This is a genomic window from Chthoniobacter sp. (assembly GCF_040003245.1).
Taxonomy (GTDB): domain Bacteria; phylum Verrucomicrobiota; class Verrucomicrobiia; order Chthoniobacterales; family Chthoniobacteraceae; genus Chthoniobacter.
In genome coordinates this window covers 1-14,137 of sequence record NZ_JBDUCX010000021.1, presented here as the reverse complement: position 1 = coordinate 14,137, position 14,137 = coordinate 1, and the positions used below count along the sequence as shown (strand labels likewise).

General features: G+C 63.2%; 9 protein-coding genes. 6 read left to right on the top strand and 3 right to left on the bottom strand.

What is annotated here, in order from left to right; genetic code table 11:
* Nucleotides 1–7: 7 nt before the first annotated feature.
* Nucleotides 8–1,858 carry a sulfatase-like hydrolase/transferase gene (locus tag ABJF10_RS04455; protein WP_348543318.1) on the bottom strand — a complete coding sequence of 617 codons (1,851 nt, stop codon included), beginning with the start codon at nt 1,856–1,858 and terminating at the stop codon, nt 8–10.
* Between the two features lie 107 nt (nt 1,859–1,965).
* On the opposite strand from ABJF10_RS04455, the gene ABJF10_RS04450 reads away from it, so the two are divergent.
* The 5 genes from ABJF10_RS04450 (at nt 1,966) to ABJF10_RS04430 (ending at nt 12,061) form a co-directional block, all read left to right on the top strand.
* Entirely contained in the window at nt 1,966–2,886 is a 921-nt protein-coding gene (locus ABJF10_RS04450) for a sugar phosphate isomerase/epimerase family protein (RefSeq protein ID WP_348543317.1), read from the top strand.
* A 97-nt stretch (nt 2,887–2,983) separates the two neighbouring features.
* Nucleotides 2,984–3,655 carry a rhomboid family intramembrane serine protease gene (locus ABJF10_RS04445; protein ID WP_348543316.1) on the top strand — a complete coding sequence of 224 codons (672 nt, stop codon included), beginning with the start codon at nt 2,984–2,986 and terminating at the stop codon, nt 3,653–3,655.
* 44 nt (nt 3,656–3,699) lie between these two features.
* A complete protein-coding gene (locus ABJF10_RS04440; RefSeq protein WP_348543315.1) occupies nt 3,700–8,247 on the top strand; it encodes a PVC-type heme-binding CxxCH protein in 4,548 nt (1,515 codons plus the stop codon).
* 46 nt (nt 8,248–8,293) lie between these two features.
* Nucleotides 8,294–9,835 (top strand): sialate O-acetylesterase, encoded by a 1,542-nt coding sequence (locus ABJF10_RS04435; RefSeq protein WP_348543314.1) that lies wholly within the window; start codon nt 8,294–8,296, stop codon nt 9,833–9,835.
* A 90-nt stretch (nt 9,836–9,925) separates the two neighbouring features.
* Nucleotides 9,926–12,061 (top strand): thioredoxin family protein, encoded by a 2,136-nt coding sequence (locus tag ABJF10_RS04430; protein WP_348543313.1) that lies wholly within the window; start codon nt 9,926–9,928, stop codon nt 12,059–12,061.
* Here the strand turns inward: ABJF10_RS04430 and ABJF10_RS04425 are convergent.
* Together ABJF10_RS04425 and ABJF10_RS04420 are read right to left on the bottom strand one after the other, a co-directional pair.
* Nucleotides 12,051–12,791, bottom strand: coding sequence for a hypothetical protein (locus ABJF10_RS04425; RefSeq protein ID WP_348543312.1), 741 nt, complete (start codon nt 12,789–12,791; stop codon nt 12,051–12,053). The two genes, ABJF10_RS04430 and ABJF10_RS04425, sit on opposite strands and share 11 nt — an antisense overlap.
* A gap of 3 nt (nt 12,792–12,794) precedes the next feature.
* Nucleotides 12,795–13,325, bottom strand: a complete 531-nt coding sequence (locus ABJF10_RS04420) for a sigma-70 family RNA polymerase sigma factor (RefSeq protein WP_348543311.1) — start codon at nt 13,323–13,325, stop codon at nt 12,795–12,797.
* A gap of 201 nt (nt 13,326–13,526) precedes the next feature.
* On the opposite strand from ABJF10_RS04420, the gene ABJF10_RS04415 reads away from it, so the two are divergent.
* The gene (locus tag ABJF10_RS04415; RefSeq protein WP_348543310.1) at nt 13,527–14,033 is read left to right on the top strand and encodes a DoxX family protein; all 507 of its coding nucleotides are present in this window, start codon (nt 13,527–13,529) and stop codon (nt 14,031–14,033) included.
* The last annotated feature ends 104 nt before the right edge of the window (nt 14,034–14,137 follow it).

Sequence of the window (14,137 nt, the reverse complement as noted above, 5' to 3'; positions counted from 1 at the left end):
GTCGCCATTACAGCGCTGGCCTGAGCACGACGCGGCGCAAATCCATCACCGCTGCCCCCACCTTGTTCTGCGGCTTCACCGCAAGCGTCTGTTTGCCTGCACTCAAGTCCACGACCCCGATCACACGCTGGATGAAGCTCTGGAAATTCCCCGTCGCATCGACGGTAAATTTCACTGTCTGCCCGGCGACTTCCACCGCCACCTCCGATCCTCCGGAACTGCCGCACCCTTGCAGCACCTCCACTTCATACTTCCCCGCCTTCGCGACCTCGAAATCCCAGCTCACCCAATCCTCCGGCTTCGTCCAAAATCCGATCGTGTTCTTGTAGGGGAGCGGCTCATAACGGGCCGTCCCCCCGTGGACCGTGGCGTCCTTGGCGAAAAGGCGGATGTCTCCGGTCGGGGGCGTGACGTGGGGCTTGTGGCCTTTGATCGCCGCATCCATCCCCTCGCGCCAATCCAGCAGTTTCGCCCGTAACTCCGCGAAACTGGACCCCGGCTCCAGGCGCGTCGTGTCGACATCCTCGTAGAGCCGCTTGTGATAAGCCGCGTCGAAATCCGCATTCGGCGTCCCCATCTGCGCCCCGATTGATTTCCGCCAGGCTGCCAGCTTCCCTTGCAATTCCGAGACTCGTGCTGATTCGCTTTTCGCCAGATCGTTCTTCTCCCCAGGATCGGCCACGACGTTGTACAACTCGAGGTTCCCGGTCTCGTCGTCCTGGATCAATTTCCACTCCCTATCGCGCACCGCGCCGGCCGGCTTGCTGCCTTGATTCGTGTAATTCGGGAAATGCCAGTAGAGCGTGCGCGGCGGCATCGTTCCGCCGGTAAGGAGCGGCAGAATGTTCACCCCATCCAGCGGCCCCACGGTGTGCGCCACGTCCAAGCCGGCGGCCGTCATCAACGTCGGCATGAAATCGTAGAGCATCACCGGGGTGTCATTCGTGACCCCGGCCTTGATCTTCCCCGGCCAGCGCACGATGAGCGGCTCGCGCAAGCCGCCTTCCTCGAGATAGCCTTTGCCCGCGCGGAAAGGCGCGTTGTAGGTCGAGGGCGTATTTGGCATTTCCAACACGTGCAGGCCGCCATTGTCGCTCGTGAAAATGAAAATGGTCCGCTCCGCGAGACCGAGCGTCTCGACCTTCGCCATCACCCGCCCCACGCAATCATCGAGCGTCTCGATCATCGCCGCGTAAACCGGATTCCACGCATCCTTGTGCTTCTCGATCTGCTCCGGCTTGGCCGCCAGCGGCACGTGCGGACAATTATGCGCGAGGTAGAGAAAGAAAGGATGATCCTTGTTTTCCTCGATCCACTTCTCCGCCGCGGCAGTCAGTTCATACTCACCCTTACCGCCTTCCGTCGCGCTCGGTGTGGTGTTCGCATGCCCGGCAAAAGCAAAGTCGAAACCCTGGTCTTTCGGTAGAAAACCGGGCCCGCCGAGATGCCATTTTCCAATGCACGCGGAGACATAACCCGCCCCGTGCAACGCCTCCGCCATGGTCGTTTCCTCCAGCGGGAGCTGCCCCTCGATCTCCGGTTGGATGAGTTTTTGCGAGACTGCATCGGCATGGCCGGGCAGAAAATTGGTGATGTGCAAACGTCCTGGCGCCTTGCCCGTCATGATCGCCGCCCGCGACGCCGAGCAGATCGGTGAAGCGCAATACGCGGACGTAAAGCGCATGCCTTGCCCCGCCAGCCGATCAAGATTCGGCGTCGGCTGGTCCTTGCGCCCGTAGCAGGAGAGATCATTCGCCCCGAGGTCGTCGCAAAGGATGAAGACGATGTTGGGTTTCGGTTCTTCGGCGAACAGCGAGGCGGCGAAGCAAAGCAGCAAGAGGAGGGCACGGGGAAACATGGCAGCCGCGATGTTTGCCGGTCGCGCCGAAGATTCAATGGCAATTCCTTGGTCCAACACCGCAATTGGAGTTGAGCGCCGTGCGATGCCGGTGAATCTTTCCCGTCATGCCCTCCCAGACCCGCCGCACCGCCATCAAGACCGCTGCTGCCGCCGCCCTCGGCTTCACCGCCCGCGCGCAGAGCCCCAAGCTCTTGGAAACGGACAAAACCCTGGCCGCTCCCGTCTCCGCCGCGACCGGTCTTTTCCGGGTGAAGAATGGGCGCATCAAGCAATCGGTCGTCCCGTGGTGCTTCAATCCCATGCCACCGGAAGAACTCATCCACCACAGCGCCGCGCTCGGACTCTCTTCCGTGGAGTTGATCGATCCGAAGTACTGGCCGCTCATCAAGGAACTCGGCATGACCATCGCCATCGCCAGCTCGCACGGCTTCGCCAAGGGCTTCGCGCACCGCGAGGAATGGGCCGAGTGCCAGGCGAAACTCCGCGAACGCATCGAGCAATGCGCCGCCGCCGGCGTCGAGCGTGTGATCACTTTTTCCGGTTTCCGTCGCGGGCTGAGCGATGACGAAGGCATCGCCAACATGGTCGCCGGCCTCAAGGAACTCATCCCCCTCGCCGAGGAGAAGAAAGTCACGCTCTGCATCGAGATGCTCAACTCCCGCGTCAACGTGACCATGAAAGGCCACCCCGATTACTTCTGCGATTCCATGGAGCGCACCATTGAGATTTGCCGCCAGGTCGGCTCCCCCCGCTGCAAGGTCCTCTTCGACCTTTATCACGTGCAGATCATGCACGGCGACGTCATCAGCCGCATCCGCCAGCACAAGGAGTATATCGCCCATGTCCACACCGCCGGCGTTCCCGGCCGCAACGAAATCGACGGCACGCAGGAGCTCAACTACCCCGCGCTCATGCAGGCCCTGCTCGACATCGGCTACACCGGCTACGTCGGCCAGGAGTTCATCCCCGTCCGCGAAGACAAAGTCGCCTCCCTCGCCGACGGCGTCCGCATCTGCGACGTATAGAGGCCGTCACTGGCTCGCGCCAAGGGATGGCTTGCGAAGACTGTTTCGTCTTTCTGTGCCTCCGCGCCTCTGCGGTTAAACCAGCCTTCGCCCTTCCATGATTCCGCTCCGCGACAACCAGCCGACGCGCACCTTTCCGTTTGTCACCCTGCTGATCATCGCGGTGAACGCCTTCGTCTTTATCGGATGGCAGCAAAGTGTCGGCCTCGAGCAATCCGTCGACCGAGCCGGATTTTTGCCCATCGAACTCACCAATCACCTCGCGGGCCGATGGACCCATGTCTTCACCTCCATGTTCATGCACGGCGGCTGGATGCACCTCATCGGCAACATGTGGTTCCTTTGGATCTTTGGAAACAACATCGAGGACAACTGCGGGCCGATCCGTTACCTGATCTTCTATTTGCTCTGCGGCATCGCCGCTACGCTGGCCTTCACCGCGATCGCGCCTCGCTCGGAAGTTCCCCTCGTCGGCGCGAGCGGCGCCATCAGCGGCGTGCTCGGCGCCTATCTGCTGCATCATCCCAAGGCTCGCGTCCTCACCCTCATCCCGATCTTTTTCTTCATTCGCATCGTGGAACTCCCCGCGTGGTTCTTTCTGCTCGGCTGGATCGGATTGCAAATCGTCTCCCAGTTCCTCGCCGCCCGAGCGCAGGGCATCGAGACCAGCGGTGTCGCCTACGCCGCGCATATCGGCGGCTTCATCGCCGGCATGGGCCTGATTGTCTTCTTTGAAAAAGGGCGGGACAGGCGACGCTCACGCGCCTAAGACAGACACCCTCTCATCGATTCTCCCGGCAGCCTCTTCCCCATATGCTTCCTCGCCTCATGCGCCCGCTCCTTTGCCTTCTCGCCTGTATCCTCGGCCTGGCCTCGCTCCACGCCGCCGAAACTTTTGAAATCAGGGACGGCGAACGCGTCCTCTTCCTCGGCGATACCTTGCTCGAGCGCGAAGGCACCTACGGTTACCTCGAATCGCGGATGCACGAGCAGTTTCCCGACCGCCACTTCATCGTGCGCAATCTCGCCTTCTCCGCCGATACGCCACTGGGCTGGTCGCGCGCCAGCTTCGATCCCGCGGTCAAAGGCTTCGAGCGCTTGAAAGAGCAGATCGATCTCGTCAAGCCGACGGTCGTCTTCCTCGGCTACGGCATGGCCGCGAGTTTGCAGGAAATGACCGACCGCTCCGGCGATCCCACGCTCAATCCCGATCCCGTCCGCTACGGCGCGAAGCCGATGAGCGCCGCGCGCTTCAAGGGCGAGCTCGGCCAGCTCATGGATGCGATCGACGCCGCAAACAAGACCCAGGGCGGCAGTGGCGTGCGCTATATTTTACTTTCGCCGATCCGGCATGAAGACCTGCGGAAACAGAAGCCCGGCCTCCCGGATCCGACAGCGCACAACAAGCTGCTCGAGCAGTATTCCGCGGCCATCGCGGAATTGGCCAAAGAGCGCACGGCACCATTTGTCTCGCTGGGTGAGCTGGCTTCCGCCTTGGCAGAACATCTGCCCGGCCCGCAACCCGTCCTGACCGACAACGGAATTCATCTGAATGAATTGGGTTACAACGTCTTCGGAAGCGTCGTGAGCAGCCAGTTGGGCTGGGAGATGGACGCGAGGCCATCCCCTTCCCTCCGGCCCACCATCATCCGCAAAAACGAACTCTTCTTCCACCGCTGGCGTCCCGCGAATTCCACCTACCTCTTCGGTTTCCGCAAACACGAGCAGGGACAAAACGCCAAGGAGATTCCCGAGTTCGATCCGCTCATCGAAGCGGTCGAAGTGGAAATCGATCGTTTGAAAAAAGCTGGCGCGCAGGCGCAGGCCAGCGGCCAGCCGGCCCCGGTCGCCCCCATTCCGGCCACAAAAGATCCCGAGCCCATCGCGCCGTTGCCCAAGCCGGAGTTCACCCTCGACGATGGCCTCCAGATCGAGCTCTGGGCGGAGAATCCCCTGCTCTTCAAGCCGACCCAAATGAACTGGGACCCGCAAGGCCGCCTGTGGGTCGCCAGCAGCGCACTCTATCCGCAGATCGCACCCGGCGGCGAAGAGACCGACAAGATCATCATCCTCGACGATCCCGACCACAGCGGCAAGGCAACGACGAGCACGGTCTTCGCCCAAGGGCTGCTCCTGCCCACCGGCATCGCCCCGACCGCGCTCCCGACCAAGCAAGGGATGCCGCAGCGTTATGGCTGCTTCGTCGGCCAGTCGACGCAGTTGCTCTACTTTGAAGACACCAAGGGCTCGGGCAAGGCCGACCGGCGCCGCATCGTCCTCTCTGGGTTCGGCACGGAGGACACGCATCACATTCTGCACACGCTCAAGTGGGGCCCGGATGGCCGACTCTACATGGACCAGAGCATCTACATCCACACCCATACGGAAACGCCCTGGGGCGTGGTGCGGTTGAACGCCGGCGGCGTCCTCGCGTGGGATCCGCGCACCGAGAAGGTGGAGGTCTTCGACCGCGGGCTGTGGAATTCGTGGGGTCACCAGTTCGATGAATGGGGCCAGAGTTTTCAAACCGATGGCGCCGGCTCGACGGGCATCACCTGGAGTTTCCCCGGCTCAATCTTCGCGCCCTCGGAAGGCGCCCGTCGCACGATGCAGAGCATCAGCCCCGGCACTTATCCGAAGTTCGCGGGCCTGGAACTCATCCGCTCACCCCACTTTCCCACCGACTGGCAGGGCAACGCCATCACCTGCGACTTCCGCGCCCACCGCATCGTGCGCTTCGGCATCACCGATCTCGCCAAGGGCACGCCCGCACAGGCTGGCTACACCACGAAGGAAATGCCCGACGTGGTCCGCACCAGCGACGTTGCTTTCCGCCCCATCGACGTGAAGCTCGGCCCCGACGGCGCGCTCTACGTCGCCGACTGGAGCAATCCCGTCATCAATCACGGCGAAGTCGATTTCCGCGATCCGCGCCGCGATCACACCCATGGCCGAATCTGGCGCATCACCAAGAAGGACGCCCCGCTCGTGCAATGGGAGGACCTCACGAAGCAGAGCACCGCTGCCCTCTTCGCACTCTATCCCCAACCGGCCGCCCAACAGAACCTGTGGGTGCGCGAACAGCTCCTGCGCGTCCTCGCGATGAAGCCCGCTTCGCAGATCGAAAGCGCCAGCCGCGAGTACCTCCGCGGCCAGCCGGACGCCACGCGTTACGCTCAGCTCAATCTCCTGCGCAGCGCTTACTACGGACTGCATCTCGACGCCTTCATCCCGCTGGCACAGTCGATCAACGCCACGCAGGTCCGCGATTCGATCGCCAGCATGTCCGGCGAAAGCATCGCCCAGACTCTGCCGCTTCTGCTCTCGCAAGCCGCCACGGCGGAAGCCGTCTTTGGCGACCGTCCAGAGAAGCGCGATGCCTTCCGCGCGCAGTTGCTGGCGATGCTTGAAGCCTACGTCGAGCATCCGCACCCGCGCGTGCGCCTCGGCGCCGTGCGCGTACTCGGCGCGATCCCGACCGCCGAAAGCGCGACGTTCGTGCTCAACGCCGCCGCGAAGAACGATGGCGCCGACCCCTTCCTCGACTACGCCACCTGGCTCTCCATCAACGACCTCGCCAAGCCCTGGACCGAGGCCATCGCCAACGGTGCGTGGAAGATCGAGGGCCGCGAGAAGCAGCTCGAGTATGGCCTCAACGCCATCGATCCTGCCCTCGCCGGCACCGCGCTCGCCAAGATCCTCAGCGACCCGAAACTCGACTTCACCAAGGGCCCGTGGATCGAACTCGTCGGTCGCGCCGGTGGGCCAAAGGAACTTTCCAAACTCTTCGAGGCGCTCGTGCTCTTCTACGGCCCCGACTGCTGCCCAGGCGTCGATACCGCTAGCGTGAAGATTCCCAACCTCCCCGAAGCCGACGCCCAGCGCGTCCTGGCCGCGTTGCTGACCGCCGCACGCGACCGCGGAGTGCGCCCCGAGGGCGAGCTCGCGCTCGAGAAGATCGCCGAAGCCGCACCGGAAAAGCTGCGTCCCAGCCTGCTCCAACTCGCCGGTGCCTGGAAGACGAAGGACGCTGCCGCCTTCCTGCCCAAAGTGGCTGGCGACAAGACCGCGAAAAGCCCGCTGCGCGTCGCCGCCATCGAGGGCCTGCGCGCTCTCGGCGGCAATGAAGCCGTCACCACGCTCACCAATCTCTGCGCGCCCGAGCAGTCCTTCGGCATCCGCCGCACCGCGCTCGGCGCCCTCGCTGGCTTGAAGCTTTCCGCCGCGCTACCTCAGGTCCAGCCGGTCATGCGCGATGCGCCCAGCGACGGCGAAGCGATTGCTGGCTGGCGGCAATTGATGAGCATCCAGGGTGGCATCGACGCGTTGAAAGCGAAGTTCGACGATGCCGCCTGGGCCAAGGAGCTTCCCGCTCCCGTGCTCGCCTCTGCCTTGAAAGCCGCGCGCGAAAAAGGGCGGGCCAGTGTCTTACTCACCAAGGCCATCGAGGCCGCCGGTGGCAAAGCCGCCGCGGCCCCACGCGATATCGCGGGAGAAATCGCCGGCATGGTCCAGAACATCCAAAAGGGCTCCGACCCCGGGCAAGGCGAACTCATTTATCGCCGCATCGGTTGTGTGCTCTGTCATTCGATCGGCGGCGCGGGCGGCAAGCTCGGCCCCGATCTCTCCAGCCTCGGCGCCAGCGCCCCGCTCGATTACATCGTCGAAAGCGTTTACGATCCCGCCGCCAAGGTGAAGGAAGGCTATCACGCCTTTGCCTACACGATGAAAGACGGCTCGCAGCTCACCGGCATTCCCACGCGCGAAACCGCCACGGAGCAATTCATCCGGCCCGGCCCGGTACCCGAAATCCCGCTGGTGAAAGCGAACATCGTCAAGCGCGACCTCGTTGGCAGCCTCATGCCGCCGGCCCTGACGGACGCGCTCGACTTCACGGAAAAGCGCAGTCTGTTCGCCTTCCTCAGCCAGATCGGCCGCCCCGGCCCCTTCGACGCCAGCAAAGGCAGCATCGCCCGCTTGTGGAGGATTTATCCCGGCTCGCAAGCCGCCGAAGCGGAACGCGGTGACAAGATTGCCGACGCGCCACCCGCCTACACGCTCATCGATGGCCGCCTGCCGCGCGAGCAGTTCACGGCCGCGCTGGGGCAGATGCCGATCGCCGGCAATACCGTCATCGCCAGTGCGCAATTCCAACTCGCCGCCGCGGGCAAAACGCACATCAACCTCACCGGCGTCAGCAAAGCCTGGCTCGACGGCCAGCCCCTCGCTATCGCCTCCGAGCCCAATCCCACGCCCGAACTCGCCGCCGGACTCCACACCCTCGCCGTGCAATTCGAAATCAATGCGCTGCCCGACATCTTCCGGGTCGAAGCCGAAGGCGCAAACTTCCTCGGCAACTGATCATCCGTCTCCCAATCTACCCAGCACACTCCCACCCACCCCAGCCATGAAATCCCACCTCACTTCGCGTCTCTACACGCTCGTCCTCGCCTCCGGCATTTTCGGCGGCACCGCCCTGGCCGACGTCAAGCTGCCCGCCATCATCTCCGACAACATGGTCCTCCAGCAGGACTCGCCCACCGGCGTCTGGGGTTGGGCGGCACCGGGTGAAAAAGTGATCGTGAAATTCGCCGGCAAATCTGCCGATACTGCAGCCGATGCCGCTGGCAAATGGGGAGTGAAACTCGAAGCTCTTCCCGCCGGCACCACGGGTGAAATGACCATCGCCGGCAAGAACAACCTCACCATCAAGAACGTGGTCGTCGGCGAAGTGTGGGTCGCCTCGGGACAGTCGAACATGGAATTTCACGTCGCCACCGGCAAGGACGCCGCCGAGGAAGCCAAGGCAGCCGATTTCCCGATGATCCGCATGTTCACCGTCACCAAAGCTGCGAAGACGGAGCCAGCGGACGACTGCGTGGGTAAGTGGGAAGTCTGCACGCCGCAGACGGTGCCCGGCTTTTCCGCCGTCGGCTATTTCTTCGCCCGCCGTCTCTACCAGACCCTCAAGCAACCGATCGGGGTAATTCACACCTCCTGGGGCGGTACTCCGGCCGAATTCTGGACGCCGAAAAAAGCCCTCGCCGCCAACCCTGCCTTCCAGCCGATCTTTGAATCCTGGGACAAAGCGGTCGCGGCTTATCCCCAAGCCAAGGAGAAATACGACAAGGAACTCGCCGCCTGGAAGGAAGCGACCAAGACCCCGCCCGCACCTGGCGCCGAAGCGCCCAAGCCACCTCGCGCACCACGCGGCGGCGAGGGTTTGGGCAGTCCCTCCTGCCTTTACAACGGTATGATCGCCCCAATCCTCAATTACACCATCCGTGGCGCCATCTGGTATCAAGGCGAAGCCAACGCCGGCGGTCCCGATCTCTACAAGAAACTCTTCCCAGCCATGATCCGTAGCTGGCGCCAGGCGTGGCAGATCGAAGACTTCCCGTTCCTCTACGTGCAACTCGCCAATTTCATGCAACGCCACGCGCAGCCCACGGACACCAATTGGGCACGCCTGCGCGAAGCCCAGCTCGAGACCTTGGAAGTCCCACATACCGGCATGGCCGTGATCATCGACATCGGCGAGTCCGGCAATATTCATCCGAAAAACAAACAGGACGTTGGTCTGCGCCTCGCGCTTTGGGCCGAAGCGACCGTCTACTATCGCGACCAGGAATACTCCGGCCCGCTGCCCAGTGGCTTCCAGATCGAGGACGGCAAGGCCCGCCTCACGTTCCGCAATGGCGAAGGCATGAAGGCCGCGGACGGCGGAAAAATCAAAGGCTTCGCCATCGCGGGTGAAGACCGCAAATTCGTCTGGGCCGACGCCGAGATCCAGGGCGACCATGTCGTGATCACCAGCCCCGAAGTGCCGAATCCCGTGGCGGTGCGCTACGCTTGGGACGATGATCCCGAGTGCAATCTCATCAACAACACCGGCCTGCCCGCGTCGCCCTTCCGCACGGACACCTGGCCCATGGGCGTGGCCAAATAGCCCTTCGCCGCAATCAAGCGGCACACCGGTTCGTTGTTCGATTTGAACTCACCCGACCCGTAGGTGGTCTGTCTCCTATTGGCTAATCGTATGCAGCCTCCTTTTTCACCATCCCGCTCCTTTCGCCTTCTCGCCATCTTCGCCTGCTGGCTGGCCGCCGCCTTCGCACCGGCTTTCGCCCAGCAGGAGACGCAGAAGGTCAAAGCGGTCACGGTGACGCTGGTCGCGGACAATACGGCAGTGACGCCGGGCAAGCCGTTCACCGTCGGGGTACGCTTCGAGATCGACCCCGAATGGGACATCTACTGGCAGTTCGTCGGCGACCTGGGTCAGGCCACCAGCATCGATTGGGAACTGCCGCCGGGCTTTACCGCTGGCCCTTTGCAATGGCCCTTGCCCGAAGCACATATCGGCGCGGGTGATTTCCTGAACTACGTCTACCTCCACGAGGCGCTGCTTTTCACGGAGATCAAACCACCCGCGCAATTGCCACCGGGACTGATCACCATCAAAGCGAAAGTGAAGTGGCAGATGTGCGATCCGCACACCTGTGTGCCGGGCAATGCCGATCTCGCCCTGGCGCTCGCCGGAGGAAACGCGCAGCCGGCAAACACCGAACTCTTCACCCAATGGCGGGCGCAATTGCCCAAGACCACCCCCACGCCATTCACCGTGAGGTGGGACACCAGCAAGGCCAATGAGCTTTCTCTCCGCATCGAAGGGCTGCCGAAGGAATTCAAAGCCGAGTTCTTTCCGTTGCCGCCCGGTGACGCCAAGCCCGCGCATCCTGTCGCCGGCGAAATTGCCGCCGACGGTTCGCGCACCATCACCCTCCCCATCGAGGAAGGCGGCAAACCGAATCTCCCGTGGCGCGGCGTCATCGCGACCAATAGAGGTGACGCACCCCGTGAAGGCTGGCTCATCGATAGCTCCAGCAGCCCGGCAGGAGTTCCCTCGGTTGCGGCCACTCCAGCCCCCCCTCCCGTTACACCTGATCACAGCCTCCCCGCCATCCTCTGGAGCGCTTTCCTCGGCGGTCTCATCTTGAATTTGATGCCCTGCGTCCTGCCGGTTATCGCCCTGAAAATCTTCGGCTTCGTGCAGCAAGCCGGCGAACATCCACGGCGCGTCTTCCATCTCGGCCTCGCTTTTGTCGCCGGCGTCTTCGCCTTCTTCCTCGGCCTCGCCACGCTCATCGCCGTCCTGCGCGCCAACGGTATCGGCCTCAATTGGGGCTTCCAGTTCCAGCACGTCGGCATCCTCGTCACGCTCATCGCCCTGGTCTTCGTCTTCGGGCTCAATCTGCTCGGCGTTTTCGAGATCGCCCTCGGTGGCGGCACTGCTTCCAAACTCAGCGAACTCTCGAGCAAGGAAGGCTTCAGCGGCGCCTTCCTGCACGGCATGTTCACGACGCTGCTCGGCACCTCCTGCACGGCGCCTTTCCTTGGCGCGGTCCTCGGCTTCGCTTTCGTCGCCCCGGCGCATGTCGTCTATCTCATTTTCACCGCCATCGCCGCCGGCATGAGCCTCCCCTATTTCCTGCTCACCGCCAATCCCGCGTGGATGCGCTTCCTGCCCAAGCCCGGCATGTGGATGGAGCGGCTCAAGCAACTCATGGGCTTCATCATGCTCGGGGTGGTCGTCTGGCTGCTCGGCGTGCTGGGGCAAAGCCGCGGGATCGATCCCCTCATTGCGGTGAGCAGTTTCCTGCTCGTGCTCGGCGTCGCTTGCTGGGTCTACGGCGTCATGGCCGGACGCATCGTGTCGTGGCTGCTCATCATCGCCTTGGTGGCCGGCGGTTACTTCGTGTTCCTCAACGGCAAACTCGAAGCCGCTCCCAAAACTGCGAACACCGAAGGCCCCACCGAACCAGGCGGCCTCACCTGGCTCCCCTGGACTGCCGAACGCGTCGCCGAGGCCACCAAGAAAGGCCAGCCTGTCTTCATCGATTTCACAGCCGACTGGTGCCTGAACTGCAAATACAACGAGAAGTTCGTCATCAACACCGACCCCGTCCGCGCCGCGCTCCGGCAAAAGAATGTCCTCACCCTCAAGGCTGACTGGACCAATGGCGAAGCGGACATCACCGCCATCTTGAAAAAATTCGGACGCGCCGGCGTACCGGTCTACCTGCTCTATCCGGGTGGCGACGCGGAGCCGGTCCTGCTTCCCGAAATCCTCACGCAAGCCGCCGTCCTGGGCGAACTCAACAAGCTCAAGAACTGAAGCCGCCGAAAGGCGTTGCCGCCAGGACCGGCGAAGGCCGCCCGCCCGCGCTCGCGACAAACTTCTGCAACTGCCCCAGCGGCGCTTTCGCCGCCATCGTGTAGATCACATCGCCCTCGCTCCACGCCGCAAAGCTCCATCCGCTCATCTCGCGGAACTGTGGCGTCGCCGGCGGCACGTCCTTGAAATCGCTCCGCTTCGCCACCAGCAAATGCACCAGCGAGCCGTCATCGACTCCCGGTTTCTTCTCCGCCCAAAAGCACGTGAGGTAGGCCGGACGACCGTGTACATCCACCACCTCGCAGCCGAAACTCTTCAACGGACGCAGCTTCACCGGAATCTGGAAATCCGCCGGCGCGCCCTGGGCGAGCAACCATGTCCGTAATTCCTCCGGATCCTGCGAACGCTTCGGCAGCTTCGGCCCCACGCCCATAAATTCCACCACCCGCGGGGCAAAAACCTGGGCGTACGAAACCGCCCCATTCGGGCGGAGCGCCGTCCAATCCGCGGTCAGCCCGATCCATATCGCCAGGCCGGCCGCCACCGCCCACAAAAGCGGCCGGAAGATCGTCGACCTGACTACCGTGGACTTGGCGCGCTCGGGCATCTCGACCACCTTCTCCCCGCCCTCCGCTGCCGTTTTCCCCTCCGCGAGAATAGCCGCCACCTTCGCCGCAGGCAGCGCCTGCGCGTCGTAGTGCTTTTGGATTTGTGGGCGGAGATCAGACATCACTCAAAAGAAAGTAACGAACAACAGCAGCCACTGATTGCACTTGGTTTTGCCATCCACTTGCACCGCGGCCTCGCGCAGCTTGGCGATCGCGCGATGCAGCAGGCTCAGCACCGTGCCCCGCGGCTGGCTCGTCAGCTGCCCGATCTCCTCCGCCGTGCGCCCCTCGTAATAATGCAGGAAGATGGCTTCACGCTCCACCGGCCGCAGGATCGCCAGCAGCGCATCCACGTCGCCCTGCAACCCCGGTTGATTCTCCGCGAGCTCGGGCACGTCCGGCGCCTCCGGCACATCGAGCGATTCAAACTGCACGATCTTTTTCCGCCGGCACTGGTCGATAAACAGATTCCGCACCGCCGTGAACAGCACCGCATTCGACTCCACCCGCCCGTAGCGGCGCGACAGGTTCAGCCACGACTCATGCACCAGGTCCTGCGCGTCCTCCAGGTGATGCGTCAGCGCCAGCGCGTAGCGGTAGCCCGTCTGCAGCCGGTCGGCATCGGTCGGAGTAGAAATGTCGCGGGAGGCGTCCAAGGTAAGGGTTGCTGCGTAATAGTGGTCGCGGGGTGGTTTAGCCGTCGCACGCTTCTCACGCAATTCCTACTTCCCGTCCGGCCCCCCATTCCCTAGCATGCCGCTCCCTTCAGTAGTCTCGCTTTCCCCCATGCGCGAAAAAACTTCTGGTCTGTGCAATCAAACGCCGGCGGCGTTCGTCGTCCTCAGCAACACCTTGCCATGAACACGCATCCTCTCGTCGCCCGCGCCCGCACCGCCTACGCCCTGCTCATTCGCGTCGCCTCTTGCCTGAAGTGCCCGTTCCTGCTCGCCGTGCGGCTTTATTGGGGCTGGGCCTTCTTCCTGACGGGAAAAGGCAAACTCAGCGACCTCAGCCGGCCGACGGAATATTTCGCCAGCCTGCACATCCCCTTTCCCGCGCTCAATGCCATCCTGGCCGGCGCCACCGAATGCTTCGGCGGCCTGCTGCTCCTCATCGGGCTCGGCTCGCGCCTCATCTCCATCCCCCTCGCCTTCCTCCTCTGCGTCGCCTACGTCACCGCGGACAACGAAGCGCTCCGCGCCATCTTCAGCGATCCTGACAAATTCGTCAGCGCCGCTGAATTTCAATTCCTCTTCGCCGTCTTAATCGTGCTCATCTTCGGCCCGGGCATGATTTCCATCGATTACCTCATCGGCAAAAAGTTCGGCACGCCTGCGTCCGAACCCACCACGCGATCCGCATAAGACCTCAACCAATTTTGCGGGCGCAGAATCGCGAGTGATCGCGCTTCGGCTCACGCGAAAACCAGAGCCGGGCGCCCGCGAGACCATCGCAGGCGCGCGGTGCT

Bases quoted from the DNA above. Each gene is read 5' to 3' on its own strand.
- ABJF10_RS04455 (WP_348543318.1), bottom strand. From the start codon at position 1,858: ATGTTTCCCCGTGCCCTCCTCTTGCTGCTTTGCTTCGCCGCCTCGCTG.
- ABJF10_RS04450 (WP_348543317.1), top strand. From the start codon at position 1,966: ATGCCCTCCCAGACCCGCCGCACCGCCATCAAGACCGCTGCTGCCGCC.
- ABJF10_RS04445 (WP_348543316.1), top strand. From the start codon at position 2,984: ATGATTCCGCTCCGCGACAACCAGCCGACGCGCACCTTTCCGTTTGTC.
- ABJF10_RS04440 (WP_348543315.1), top strand. From the start codon at position 3,700: ATGCTTCCTCGCCTCATGCGCCCGCTCCTTTGCCTTCTCGCCTGTATC.
- ABJF10_RS04435 (WP_348543314.1), top strand. From the start codon at position 8,294: ATGAAATCCCACCTCACTTCGCGTCTCTACACGCTCGTCCTCGCCTCC.
- ABJF10_RS04430 (WP_348543313.1), top strand. From the start codon at position 9,926: ATGCAGCCTCCTTTTTCACCATCCCGCTCCTTTCGCCTTCTCGCCATC.
- ABJF10_RS04425 (WP_348543312.1), bottom strand. From the start codon at position 12,791: ATGTCTGATCTCCGCCCACAAATCCAAAAGCACTACGACGCGCAGGCG.
- ABJF10_RS04415 (WP_348543310.1), top strand. From the start codon at position 13,527: ATGAACACGCATCCTCTCGTCGCCCGCGCCCGCACCGCCTACGCCCTG.